The organism is Streptomyces sp. NPDC005811 (genome assembly GCF_040630405.1).
GTDB lineage: Bacteria > Actinomycetota > Actinomycetes > Streptomycetales > Streptomycetaceae > Streptomyces.
Genome location: NZ_JBEXXK010000014.1, coordinates 80691 through 93275, shown reverse-complemented (window position 1 = coordinate 93275; position 12585 = coordinate 80691). Strand labels below are relative to the sequence as shown.

The 12585-nt window shown below is 71.1% G+C and carries 12 protein-coding genes; 7 read left to right on the top strand and 5 right to left on the bottom strand.

The features are described 5' to 3' along the window. Positions 1-273 precede the first annotated feature (273 nt). The 5 genes from ABZ490_RS17070 (at position 274) to ABZ490_RS17050 (ending at position 4837) form a co-directional block, all read left to right on the top strand. Positions 274-855, top strand: coding sequence for a TetR/AcrR family transcriptional regulator (locus ABZ490_RS17070; protein ID WP_358990171.1), 582 nt, complete (start codon positions 274-276; stop codon positions 853-855). 128 nt (positions 856-983) lie between these two features. Next, positions 984-2132 carry a ring-hydroxylating oxygenase subunit alpha gene (locus tag ABZ490_RS17065; RefSeq protein ID WP_358990169.1) on the top strand — a complete coding sequence of 383 codons (1149 nt, stop codon included), beginning with the start codon at positions 984-986 and terminating at the stop codon, positions 2130-2132. An 8-nt stretch (positions 2133-2140) separates the two neighbouring features. After that, entirely contained in the window at positions 2141-3070 is a 930-nt protein-coding gene (locus tag ABZ490_RS17060) for a 3-keto-5-aminohexanoate cleavage protein (RefSeq protein WP_358990167.1), read from the top strand. Then, positions 3057-4064 (top strand): 3-hydroxyacyl-CoA dehydrogenase NAD-binding domain-containing protein, encoded by a 1008-nt coding sequence (locus tag ABZ490_RS17055; RefSeq protein ID WP_358990164.1) that lies wholly within the window; start codon positions 3057-3059, stop codon positions 4062-4064. The genes ABZ490_RS17060 and ABZ490_RS17055 overlap by 14 nt, the downstream gene beginning before the upstream one ends. After that, entirely contained in the window at positions 4061-4837 is a 777-nt protein-coding gene (locus ABZ490_RS17050) for a VOC family protein (RefSeq protein WP_358990161.1), read from the top strand. Before ABZ490_RS17055 ends, ABZ490_RS17050 begins: the two co-directional genes overlap by 4 nt. On the opposite strand, the gene ABZ490_RS17045 is transcribed toward ABZ490_RS17050, so the two are convergent. The 5 genes from ABZ490_RS17045 to ABZ490_RS17025 all read right to left on the bottom strand — a co-directional run bounded on the left by ABZ490_RS17045 (position 4809) and on the right by ABZ490_RS17025 (position 10500). After that, positions 4809-5801 (bottom strand): alpha/beta hydrolase-fold protein, encoded by a 993-nt coding sequence (locus ABZ490_RS17045; RefSeq protein WP_358990158.1) that lies wholly within the window; start codon positions 5799-5801, stop codon positions 4809-4811. The two genes, ABZ490_RS17050 and ABZ490_RS17045, sit on opposite strands and share 29 nt — an antisense overlap. Positions 5802-5940: 139 nt before the next feature. After that, entirely contained in the window at positions 5941-6228 is a 288-nt protein-coding gene (locus ABZ490_RS17040) for a PTS transporter subunit EIIB (protein ID WP_358990155.1), read from the bottom strand. Continuing rightward, positions 6215-7078 (bottom strand): PRD domain-containing protein, encoded by an 864-nt coding sequence (locus tag ABZ490_RS17035; protein ID WP_358990152.1) that lies wholly within the window; start codon positions 7076-7078, stop codon positions 6215-6217. The genes ABZ490_RS17040 and ABZ490_RS17035 overlap by 14 nt, the downstream gene beginning before the upstream one ends. 78 nt (positions 7079-7156) lie before the next feature. Then, positions 7157-8602 carry a glycoside hydrolase family 1 protein gene (locus ABZ490_RS17030; RefSeq protein WP_358990149.1) on the bottom strand — a complete coding sequence of 482 codons (1446 nt, stop codon included), beginning with the start codon at positions 8600-8602 and terminating at the stop codon, positions 7157-7159. Between the two features lie 8 nt (positions 8603-8610). Continuing rightward, entirely contained in the window at positions 8611-10500 is a 1890-nt protein-coding gene (locus tag ABZ490_RS17025) for a beta-glucoside-specific PTS transporter subunit IIABC (RefSeq protein ID WP_358990147.1), read from the bottom strand. A 395-nt stretch (positions 10501-10895) separates the two neighbouring features. Between ABZ490_RS17025 and ABZ490_RS17020 the strand changes: the two genes are divergently transcribed. Both ABZ490_RS17020 and ABZ490_RS17015 read left to right on the top strand, forming a co-directional pair. Then, positions 10896-11912 (top strand): Gfo/Idh/MocA family oxidoreductase, encoded by a 1017-nt coding sequence (locus ABZ490_RS17020; RefSeq protein WP_358990145.1) that lies wholly within the window; start codon positions 10896-10898, stop codon positions 11910-11912. Continuing rightward, complete coding sequence (locus ABZ490_RS17015) at positions 11909-12508, top strand: histidine phosphatase family protein (protein WP_358990142.1); 600 nt, start codon at positions 11909-11911, stop codon at positions 12506-12508. The genes ABZ490_RS17020 and ABZ490_RS17015 overlap by 4 nt, the downstream gene beginning before the upstream one ends. Positions 12509-12585 lie beyond the last annotated feature (77 nt).

The window sequence follows — 12585 nt, the reverse complement described above, 5'->3', positions numbered from 1 at the left end:
GCACCGTGACCTGGTCCCCCTGCCGCACCGAGAGGCCGGTCCCCGCCTGGGCGACCCGGCTGACGGTCGTGATCTCCGGCTCCTCCTCGAACGGCAGGACCCCGGTGAGGAACAGGCCGCGGCGCCCGGCCCGCCCCTGGTCACGGTGTCCTCGTCGGCCGACACGACCGCGGCCGGGCGCAGCGGTCCGAGCCGGTCCGTCAGGACGGGTTCGGCTCAAGCCTGCCGCACGGGGCGATCCGGGTATGCCTCCGGTCCGACTATGCTGGCCGGATGGCTGGCCTCCCTGTCGACGCTCCTGGAAAAGACCGGCAGGAGCGCATCCTGGACGCGGTTCTCCGCCTGCTCTCGCAGCACGGCATCTCCGGTGTGAGCATGCGCGCCGTCGCGCGTGAGGCGGGCGTCGCCCTGGGGCTGGTCAACTACTACTTCGACGACAAGACCAGCCTCATCCGCGCCGCCCTGCGCCGTATCGAGGAGCAGGATGTCGCTCTGGTCGAGTTCACCCCGGGGGCCTCGCCCGAACGGCAGTTGCGTGCGGCGCTGCGGCGCGTCGCGGCGCCGGAGTTCCTGACCACGGAGTACCTGTCGCTGCGCCTGCAGCTGTGGTCGCTCGCCCAGGCCCACGAGGACTTCGCCCAGATCAACACGGCGGCGCAGAAGCGCTACCGGGCGGGTCTCGCCGCGCTGATCCAGGCCGCCCGACCGCATCTCGGCCGGGGCGAGTGCAACCGGCGCGCGGCCGACGTGGACGTCGTACAGAACGGCATGTGGCTGACCGCGCTGCTCGGCCTGGACCGGCCTTCCCTGCGCCGCGCGGTGGCCCGGTGCGAGGAGATCGCGCTCGCACCCTGACTCCCGGGCGGCCCCTGATCCCGTCCGCCCCATGAGTGCTCTTGTCATGTGCACATCCACGTGCACGATTGAACGATCGTTCGAGGAAGGTATTGAACGATCGTCCAGTCGGGCGTAGCGTGACGCCCATGATTCCCGTCACGATGGATGACGTACGCAGCATCTCCGCGGGTTTCCACACGAACCCCGCCCTCTCCATGTCGCTCCGCTCAGCGGCGTACGTGGATCCCCAATGGTTCGACGCCGACCTCAAGGGCGTCTTCGCCCGCACCTGGCAGTGGATCTGCCATGTCGAGAAACTCAGATCCCCGGGCAGCTATGTCGCGGCGACCGTCGCGGGAATGCCCGTCGCGGTGGTCCGTGACCGCGAGGGAGGCCTGCGCGCCTTCTACAACGTCTGCAAGCACCGCGCCCACGAACTCCTCTCGGGATCCGGGACCACCCGGAACATCGTCTGCCCCTACCACGCCTGGACCTACGACCTCGGCGGAGGACTGCGAGCGGCCCGCCGGGCCGATGCCATGGAGGGCTTCGACAAGTCGGAGATCTGCCTGGACCAGGTCCAGGTGGAGGAGTTCGGCGGCTTCGTGTACGTCAATCTGGACCCGGCCGCGGCGCCCCTCGCCCGGCAGGCCCCGGATCTGGCGGCGGACATCGCCCACTGGGCCCCGGACGTGGCAGAACTGACGCACGCCAGGCGTCTGACCTTCGAGCTGCGGAGCAACTGGAAGAACGTCGTCGACAACTTCCTGGAGTGCTACCACTGCCACATCGCACACAAGGAGTTCGTCGACCTGGTCGACATGAGCACCTACGAGGTCAGGACGCACGGCATCTGGTCCAGCCACTTCGGCGAGGCGGGGCAGCGCGCGAACTCCGTCTACGACGTCTCGGGCGCGACGGTCCGCCAGCATGCGGTGTGGTGGCTCTGGCCCAACACCTGCCTCCTGCGCTACCCCGGGCGCGGAAACTTCATGGTGTTGCAGATCCTGCCCGCGGGACCCGAACACACCTTGGAGACCTGGGACTTCTACTTCGAGACGCCCGAACTCAGCGACGCCGAGGTCCAGTCCGTCACGTACATCGAGGACGTGCTGCAACAGCAGGACATCGCCCTCGTCGAGAGCGTTCAACGTGGCATGCGGACACCGGCCTTCGACCAGGGCCGTATCGTCTACGACCCCTCCGGATCGGGCCTCTCCGAGCACGGGGTGCATCACTTCCACGGCCTTCTCCTCGACGCGTACGGAAAGCTGGCCGACGGGGCGGGGGGCTGAGGGACGCCATGGCGAAACCTGTCATCGTGACGTGCGCCCCCACGGGCGGTATCCACACCCCGACGATGTCACCGCATCTCCCGGTGACGCCCGAGGAGATCGCGGCGAGCGCCATCGAGGCGGCTCAGGCCGGTGCCGCCGTCATTCACCTGCACGCCCGCGATCCCGAGACCGGGAAACCGGATCCGAGGCCGGAACTGTTCCAGGCGTTCATGCCGAGGATCGCGGACGCCTGCGACGCGGTCCTCAACGTCTCCACGGGCGGCGGACTCGGAATGACCCGCGAGGAACGACTGCGCGCGGCCGTCGCGACCTCCCCCGAAATGGCCTCGCTCAACGTCGGCTCGCTGAACTTCGGCATCTTCCCCATGCTGGAGAAGCACTCCCGGTGGAAACACCCGTGGGAGCCGGAGTTCCTGGAGTCGACACGGGACTTCGTGTTCAAGAACACCTTCGCCGATCTCGAGTACATCGTGAAGGAACTGGGGCACGGCCACGGCACGAAGTTCGAGTTCGAGTGCTACGACCTCGGCCACCTCTACAACCTGGCCTGGCTGATCGACCAGGGCTGGGTCGAGCCGCCGTTCTTCGTGCAGCTGGTCTTCGGCGTGCTGGGCGGAGCCGGCGCGGACCTCGCCAACCTGCACCACATGCACACCATCGCGGACACGCTCTTCGGCGACGACCACGAGTGGTCCGTCCTGGCCGCCGGGCGTCACCAGATGCCGTTCGCGACCCAGGCCGCCCTGCTCGGCGGCAACCTGCGCGTCGGCCTGGAGGACAGTCTCTTCATCGGGCGGGGCGAACTCGCCCCCTCCAACGCCGCCCAGGTGACGAAGATCCGGGGCCTCGTCGAGTCCCTGGGACACGAGCTGGCCACTCCGGCCCAGGCTCGGGCACGTCTTGGACTGAAGGGCGGCGACCATGTCCGTTTCTGATCCCGGCGACCGGCCGCGGAGCGCCTCCGGCGGGCGGGTGGCGGTCCTGGGCGGCGGGTTGATCGGCCGCAGCTGGACCGCCCTCTTCCTGGCCGCCGGGAAGTCCGTGGCCGTCCACGACCCGGACCCGGCCACGGAGGCCCGGGTGAAGGAGACGGTCGAAGCGGCCTGGCCCGTGCTCACCGCCCTCGGTCTGGCGAGGACCGAAGCAGCCGAGGCGGAACTGGTCGTCTGCGACGACCCACGCGCCGCGGTGGAGGGCGCGGAGTTCGTCCAGGAGAGCATCCCCGAGCGGATCGCCCTCAAGCACGAGCTGTACCGGATCATCGAACCGGCCCTCGGCGCGGACACGGTGGTGGCCTCGTCCGCCTCCGGCCTGACCCTCGGCGAACTGCAAGGAGGGTGGCGGCGGCCGACGCGGTTCGTCCTCGGTCATCCGTTCAACCCTCCCCATCTGATCCCCCTCGTCGAGGTGATGGGCAACGAACGCACCGGCCCGGGTGTGGTCGAACGGGCCCGACGGTTCTACGAGTCGGTCGGCAAGGTGACGATCGAGGTCAGGCGTGAGGTTCCGGGTCATGTCGCCAACCGCCTCCAGGCCGCGCTCTGGCGGGAGGCCATCCACCTCGTGAACGAGGGGGTCGCGACGGTGCGGGACATCGACACCGCGGTGTCGTCCGGCCCGGGACTGCGGTGGGCCGTCATGGGGCCCACGGAACTGTTCCACCTGGGAGGCGACGACGGCGGTCTCGCCACGTTCTGCGCACGCTACGGCGACAGCTTCAACCGCTGGTGGGACGACCTCGGCCGCCCCCGCCTCGACGAGGCCACCGTGGCCCGACTGGTCGAAGGCCTGTCCTCGGCCGGGGACCCGGACGGCATCAGGGGTCTCGCCGCCCGACGCGACTCGCTCCTCACGGCGGTCGTCGCAGCCACGCACGGTCACCCTGCCGCCTCCGCGTCCGCTTCGCGGCGGACCGAGGACGACACGTGAACGCCCCGTTCGACATCGATCACACCTCGTTCGCGGTGCACGACGCCCTGGGCTGGGCGACCCGGTGGCGTCGCGAGCTGGGGGCGGTGCCCGTGTGCGGGGAGGCTCTCGCGGAATTCCGCTACCTGCTGCTGTACGTCGGCACGGTCGACGGCGGCGGCCGGCTGGAACTGCTGGAGCCCGTCGGCCCCGGATTCCTGACCCGCTTCCTCTCCGCCCGGGGCGAGGGCCCTCATCACCTCACCTTCACCGTCCCCGACCTGGCGAAGACCGTGAGCCGTGTCCGTTCCCTCGGGATGACCGTGGTGGGCGAGAGCTACGAGCATCCTCCGTGGCGCGAGGCGTTCGTCCTGCCGGATTCCGTCCACGGCACGGTCATCCAGCTCGCGCAGTCCGACCGGTCCTACCCGGACCCCCACGAACTCGTCGGCAGCGCCGACCGGGATCCCTCGGCCCTGCCGAGCGTCGCGGGCGCGACGGACCCCTTCTGGTGGGCCTCGCTCCGGGACACGCCCCCCGGAGACCCGGTGCGACTGGGCCCCACCCACCTCGGATCCACCCGGACGGCGCTCTCGCGACGCCTGTTCGAGGACGTCCTCGGTGCCCGGGGCAGCGAGCGCGACGGCTTCCTGGAGCTGGTCTGGCCGAGCGGGTCGATCCGTGTGCACGCCGCCGCCACTCCGGGAATCACCGGAGTCGGTCTCCTCGGCGGACCAGCTCGGCGCCTGGGGGCGGCACCTGGTTTCACGCGCGGCGGAAGAAGTCCCACATGATCCGGCCGGCGTCGATCTCCTGGGTCACACCGCCCAGCGCGGCAGGCCACTCGGCCGTCGAACCCGGCCAGGTGTGCCCGCCGCCGTCGACGACGTACGACACGACGTCGTCGCCCCCGCGGCAGGCGCCGTACGTCCTGCGCGTCACGTGTGCGGTGACCGTGGTCGTGCGGGGGGCCTGCCGGCAGCCGTCGAGCGCCGCCCACCGCCGCTCGGCCGCCTCGGCGCCGTAGCCCCAGTACGCCGCGCCCCCGCCGTGGTAGGGGTTGACCGGGTCGGCGGTGCCCGAGAAGGACAGGACCGGCACTCCGCGGCCGGGCTGGCAGGTGTCGGGGTCGGGTGCGAAGGTGCCGTCGGCGTCCTGCATGGGCGCCCCGGCGCGCAGTCCCGCCACCGCGGCGACGGCCGCGAGCCGGTCCGGGCGGTCGCAGGCGTACTGCGACACCATGCGGGCACCGCCGGAGTAACCGGTCGCGTACATCTTCCGCGCGTCGGTGCATCCGTTCCGGGTCAGCGCGTCGACGGTGTCGTCGAGGAACCGCTCGTCGTCGGGGCCGCCCGGGGCGGTGACGTACGGGACGTTCCACCGGTACCCGGGCGCCGCGTCGAGCGCGCCCTGCGGTGCCACGACCAGGAAGCCCTCGCGGTCGGCGGTCCGTTCCAGCCCGCTGCGGTCGAGCTGCTCGGCCGCCGTGCTCTGGCTGCCGTGCAGGTTCAGCACCGTCGGCAGGTGTCCGCGGCCCTGCGAGCGCCGGGGCAGGTAGACCAGGACGGTGCGTTCCCGACCGTCCGAGAGCAGGGTGAGCGTGGTGCGTCCGGCGGGCAGGGCGCACCGGGCGGAGCCGCCCGGCGAGTTCGTCTCCTCGTACGGCGTCCCGGACGCGGCGGCGGGCTGTGCGGGTGCCGCGAGCAGCAGGCCGCACGCCAGCGCGAGGGCCGTTCGCACGAGCTGGGGTCGTTGCATGGGAGGTACTCCGTTTCCGTGCGGAGGTTTCCGTGCGGGGAAGGGGGAGGCCGTGCCCGGAAGGGAAGAAGGCGTCCGCGGGCATGGCGAAGCCGCCCCGGCTCGGGTGAGGTGAGGGGGTGGGAGGGGTCGGACGCCGTCAGGAGGCGGTGGTGTCGCCCCGGGTGTCCCGCAGGAGCGCGTACAGCGCGAAGAGGTCACGCCGCGGCGCCACATGGAGTTCGTCCGCCTGCCAGACGACGAAGGCGACCAGGGGGTGCGCGCCGAGGGCGTCCAGGTCGGCGGCCGACGGGTCGCTCAGCCGGAAGCGGAGACGGACGAAGCAGTGCGTCAGCCCGGTGACGTTCTCCCGGCCGCCGACGGCCCGCAGGATCGCGGCCGCGACGGACTCCACGGACTCCGCGGACGGGTCGCTAGCCGCCGACATGGGTGTCCTCCGGCGTGTCGGTGCGCGTCGTCAGTCGGCTGACGTGCAGCGCGAGATAGAGGATCTCCTCGCGGCCGACCTGCCAGTCGAACAGTTCCTCCATACGGAGCGCCAGCCGCTCCGCGCAGGCGTACTCGAGCGGCCTGGCGCTCTTGACGGCCTCGCCGATCTGGTCGGCGACCTCGGGGGACTGCTTGCCGTCGCGGGCCCGCAGGAAGAGGTACCGCAGATGGGTGATGAACCGTGCCGCGGAGAGGGAGCGCTGGTCGATGGTGACGCCGAAGGTCTCACCGATCATCTCCAGCGCGACCCTGAGCCACTGGGTCATCTGCACGGTCGCCGCGAGGTCACCGGAGCCGATCTGGGCGTTGACGAAGTGGAGGGCGAGCGGCAGGGCCTCGGTCTCGTCCATGCGGACACCGAGGCGCCGCTCGATGATGTCCAGGGCCAGCGCGCCCATCTCGGCCTCCGCCGGGTACAGGTTCTCGATCTCCCACTTCAGCGGGTACTCGATGGAGGCTCCGGCGCGGGCCCGGGCGAGCGCGAAATGCACATGGTCGGCCAGGGGCAGCAGGACGTGTTCGCTGATCTTCTCACCGAGCCTGGCCCGCGCGGCGGCGACGACCTCCTCCATCACCTCGATCTCGTCGAGCGGGATCTCGGCCGCCAGGGCGGCGAGGCGCTCGGCGGGCATCGCCTGGGCCACGAACTGGCGCTCGACCCGGCCGGCGTCCACGGCGTCGCCGGGCTTGACCTGGAATCCCAGTCCGCGCCCGAGGTACACCGTCTCGGTGCCGTGCTCGTCGACGCCGAGCACGACGTTGTTGTTGAAGATCTTCTTGACGCGCATCGTTGCGTGAGTCCTTACTGGCCAGGCCCAGGGGCAGCATAACCGGGCCCCCGGGCCGTGCCGTGGGCGTGGCGGGGACTACGATCTCCCGTCGCCCCGCGTCAGGGTGGCGCCCTGGCTGCGGATGACGTCGGTGTACCAGTCGAAGGACTCCTTGCGGTGCCGGGCGAGGGTGCCCGTGCCGTCGTCGTCGCGGTCGACGTAGATGAAGCCGTACCGCTTGCTCAGCTGGGCGGTGCTGGCGCTGACCAGGTCGATACAGCCCCACGTGGTGTACCCGAGGACGTGCACGCCGTCGGCGATCGCCTCGCCGACCTGGAGCAGGTGGTCGTTGAGGTAGGCGATGCGGTAGTCGTCCCGCACGGTCGGCCGGCCGTCCACGACGACGAGTTCGTCCTTGGCCCCGAGGCCGTTCTCCACGATGAACAGGGGCTTCTGCCACCGGTCCCAGAACTGGTTCAGGACGATGCGCAGTCCGGTGGGGTCGATCTGCCACCCCCACTCGCTGGCCTTCAGCGTCGGGTTCGGGACGCCGCCCATGATGTTGCCCTCGCCCGCCTCGCGGCGCTCGGGGTCGGCGGTCTCGCAGACGCTCATGTAGTAACTGAAGGACACGAAGTCGACGGTGTGGGTGAGGAGTTCGCGGTCCTCGTCGGTGATGTCGAGCTCGATGCCGTTCTCGCGCAGATGGCGCAGCGCGTAGCCGGGGTAGGCGCCGCGCACATGGACGTCGCCGAACATCAGGTTGGCGTGGTCCGCGTGCATCACGGCGAGGGCGTCGGCGGGGTCGGGGGTGAGCGGGTAGAGGGGCATGGCGAGGACCATGCAGCCGACCTGGACGCCCGGCACCGTCTCGTGGGCGATCTTGGTGGCCAGCGCGCTGGCGACGAGTTCGTGGTGGATGGCCTGGAAGAGTTCGCGCCGGGGCAGTTCCTCCTTCGGGGTCGCGATGGCGCCGCTCATGAAGGGGGCGTGCAGCACCGAGTTGATCTCGTTGAAGGTGAGCCAGTACTTCACGCGACGGCCGTAGCGGTCGAAGAGGACGCGCACGTACCGCTCGTAGCAGCCGATCAGCTCGCGGCTCGCCCAGCCGTTGTACTTCTCCGCGAGGGCGAGCGGCGTCTCGTAGTGGGAGATGGTGACGAGGGGCTCGATCCCGTGCTTCTCGAGTTCGTCGAGGACCCGGTCGTAGAAGGCGAGCCCCTCTTCGCTCGGGAGGGCGTCGTCGCCGTGGGGGAAGATCCGGCTCCAGGCGATGGAGAAGCGGAAGACGGAGAATCCCATCTCGGCGAAGAGGGCGATGTCCTCGGCGTAGCGGTGGTAGAAGTCGACGGCCTCCAGCTTGAGGTTGTCGGGCGTGGGGTGCTGGGTGCGCGGGCCGGCGAGGCCCCTGGGCAGGACGTCCTGGATGGAGACGCCCTTGCCGCCGACGTCGTGGGCGCCCTCGATCTGGTTGGCGGCCGTCGCGCCGCCCCAGAGGAAGTCCGTGGGGAAGGGGCGGGGGATGGTCGTCGGGTCGGTCATGGTTCTCCTCAGCCGATGAGGTCGAGTGCGGCGTGGCGGGGGGAGACCTCGCCGGTGGCGGTGGGGACGACCGCGCTGTGGTCGCCGGGGTCGGTCACGATCAGCACGGTGATCGGGTTGTAGCCCGCGTCCGTGATCACCTGGAGGTCGACGTCGGTCAGCAGGTCACCGGCGTGCACACGCTGGCCCTGGGTGACGGCGGGGGTGAAACCGCGGCCCTGGAGTTCGACCGTGTTGAGGCCGATGTGCACCAGCACCTCCACCCCGCTGTCGGTGCGGATGCCGAAGGCGTGCGGCATGGCGCTCACGAGCGTGCCCGAGACGGGGGCGTACACCTTGCCCTCGCTGGGGACGACCGCGAGGCCCTGGCCCATCGCCCCGGAGGCGAACACCTGGTCGGGGACCTCGTCGAGCGGGACCACCTTGCCCGCGACCGGGGTCCGGAGCGTCGCCGCCGTCCCGTCGGCCGGGGCGCCGCCGTCCGCCGGCTCGGTGGCGTCGGCCGGTGCGCCCGCCGCCGGCAGGTCCTTGAAGCCGAGGACGAGCGTCAGGACGAAGGCGATCGCCATGCCGACCGCGCAGCCGATCAGCTGGAGGGCGAAGTTGCCGACGTCCAGGGTGGCGGTCACGGTGATGGCGCCGGGCACGACGAAACCGGTGGTCGCCGAGCCGCCGGCCGCCGCGACGGCACCGCCGACCGCGCCGCCGACGCAGGCGAAGACGAACGGGCGCTTGAGCCGCAGGGTGACGCCGTAGATCGCCGGCTCGGTGATGCCCGCCAGGAAGGCGGAGACTGCGGCCGGACCGGCCACCCCCTTCAGGTCCCGGTTGCGCGTCCTGAGGAAGACCGCGAAGGCGGCCGCCGCCTGGGCCAGCACCGGCGCGAACAGCGCTGCCACCAGCTCCGAGTGGCCGGTGGCCGCGAGCTGCTGGGTCATGATCGGGACGAAGGCCCAGTGGACGCCGAAGAGGACGAAGACCTGCCACAGGCCGCCGAGCACACCGCCGGCCGCCCACGGCGCCAGACCCCAGAGCCGGTCGACGCCGGAGGCGAGGAGGTCGCCGACCCAGGTCGAGGCGGGGCCGATGGCGAGGAAGGAGACGGGCACGACGACGGCGAGCGTGATCAGCGGGGTGACGAAGTTGCGCACGACGGACGGCATCACCCGCTCGACCAGGCGTTCCACGTGCGACTGGCAGTACACCGCGAGGATGGTCGGGATGACGGCGGACAGGTAGCTGACCATCACGACGGGGATGCCGAGGAAGGTCACCTTGCCGCCCGCCGCGTCGAAGGCCTGGAGGGTGACGGGGGTGCCGTCCGGGCCGGGGATGACGGCGATGGTGGCGGAGTAGACCAGGGCGCCGGCGATGGCGACCGCCGTGAACGGGTTTGCCTTGAACCGCTTGGCCGCGGTGACGGCCAGCAGGATCGGCAGGAACTGGAAGGCGGCGTCGGCGGTCGCGAACCAGATCGCATAGGTCGAGGTGGCGCCGAAGCCGGGGCTGATCTTCACCGCGACCGCGAGGAATGCCTTGAGCAGGCCGACGGCGGCCAGGGTCCACAGGAACGGGGTGAAGATGCTGGTGACGAGGTCGATGGTCCGCGCGAGGAGGCCTCCGGAGGCGCTGGCTCCGCCGCCGTCCACGCCCTGGGCGAGGACCTCCTCGTAGACCTGTCCCACCGTGTTGCCGATGACGACCTGGAACTGGCCGCCGGCCTCGACGACGGTGATGACCCCCTTCGTGGACTCGACCGCGGCCTTGTCGGCCTTGGCCGGGTCGACGAGAACGAAACGCAGCCGGGTCGCGCAGTGGGCGAGGGATCTGACGTTGTCCTTGCCACCGACACCCCGCAGGACGTCTTCGGCGATCGTTGTGTACTTGCCTGTTGCCACGGCTCCTCCTCGAGCCCCGCTGTTCCGGACCCGTTCACCCGAGTGTCGGGCAACAAAAAAACCCAAGCCGCGACCGTTTCCCCTTCCGGGGAACAACGGGTCTCAGCTTGGGTTTTGCCTGTGGTCCAGTAACAATCCCAGCTTTTCCTGGACACCTGGAGGTGTCTTGGGGCGAGACAGTAGACCGCCGGTTTTGGCGGTGTCCAGACGTCGGACCGACTTTTGTGGCCGTTGACTCCCGGGCGGCGTCGCGGCTACGGTTCGGCGCACGGATTGTGACCGGCGTGAGCCGGGCAAGACCTGGGACGAGCTGTCGTGAGGCGCTCGCTCCCGGGTCTTTTTTTATGTGCGTCGCGGTCGCCGGAGGCGGCCCGAAGGCAAGGGAGAGTGGGCTTTTGCGCACGCATGACGTCCAGTGGGGGATCCTCGGGGCGGGCAGGATCGCCCGAGTCTTCGCGGCCGAACTGGCCGCCGCCGGTCTGCGCGTGGCGGCGGTGGCCGCCCGCGACGGCGACCGTGCGGCGCGGTTCGCGCGGGAGACCGGGATCGCCCGCTCCCACGGGTCGTACGAGGCACTCGTGGCGGACCCGGACGTGGACGCCGTGTACGTCGCCACGCCGCAGCCGTTCCACTCCGAGCACGCGCTGCTCGCGATCGAGGCGGGCCGGGCGGTGCTCGTGGAGAAGTCGTTCACGGCCGACGCCCCGTCGGCGGAGCGGCTGGTCGCCGCGGCCCGGAGCCGGTCGGTGTTCCTGATGGAGGCGATGTGGACCCGCTTCCTGCCGACCTTCGCCGAGCTGCGCGCCGAACTGGCGCGCGGCGCGGTCGGGGAGCTCACCGGCGTCGTCACCCACCACTTCCAGAAGCTGGACGACTCACCGACCGGCCGGCACTACGACCCGGCGCTCGGCGGCGGGGCCGTCGCGGACCTCGGGGTGTACGGGATCTCGTGCGCCTTCCACCTGCTGGGCCCCCCGCACCGCATCACCGTCACGGGCTCCGCCACACCGTCCGGCGTCGACACGAGCGCGTCGGTGCTGATGCGGCACGCCGGGGGCACCACCTCCACCACCCTCACGGGCATGGACACGCCCGGCCCCAACAGTGCCGCCGTGATCGGCACGGAGGGCTGGATCGAGCTGGACCCCTACTGGTTCACCTCGACGGGCTTCACCGTGTACGACGCCGGCCGCCCCGGCAGGCTCGTACGGCGCTACGACCCCCCGGCGACCGCCGGGCGCGGCCTGCACTTCCAGGCCCTGGAGGTGGAGCGGTGCCTGCGGGCGGGCGTGCCGGAGAGCCCGCTCGCGCCGCTCGACGAGAGCGTGGCCGTGATGCGCGCCCTGGACGAGATCCGCGCCGGGGTGCTCGCCGCCGCGGAACCGGAACCGGCGTCCGCGGGGCGGCGATGAGGCTGCACCTCGTGCGGCACGCGCGCACCGAGTACAACGCGGCCGGCCGGCTCCAGGGCTGGTGCGACTCGCCGCTGGCGCCGGACGGTCTGCCCGGACTGCGCGCCACCGCCCGGCACCTCTCCGGGGTGCGGTTCACCGCGGCCTGGGCGAGTCCGTCCGGGCGGACGATGGCCACCGCGCGGGAGATCCTGCGCCACCACGACGGCGTCCGGCTGCGGGCGGACGACGGGCTGCGGGAGTATCCGTTCGGCGCACTGGACGGCCGCCCCGAGAGCGAGCTGTTCGACCGGGTCGAGCCGCACGCGTTCTTTGCGGAGGTGATCGCCGGCAGGCATCCCGGACTCCCCGGCGGGGAACCGGCCGCGGAATACCTCGCCCGGGTCTCCGACGCCTTCGGACGGATCGCACGGGCCCACCCGGAGGGTGAGGTCCTCGTCGTCGGTCACGGCATCACGCTCGTCACCTATCTGACCCTCGTCGGGACCACCGGCGTCGTACCGCTCGGCAATTCCAGCGTGTCGATCGTCGAGATCACCGGCTCGCGCGCCGAGACGGTCGCCGTGGGATTCCAGCCCCCCGTACTCGATCGCTAGACGCTCGCCCACCTTTCCCTTCCCCCTCGGAGCCGTGAAATCAACGGCCCGCATCGACGATCTCCCCAAGGAGCGGG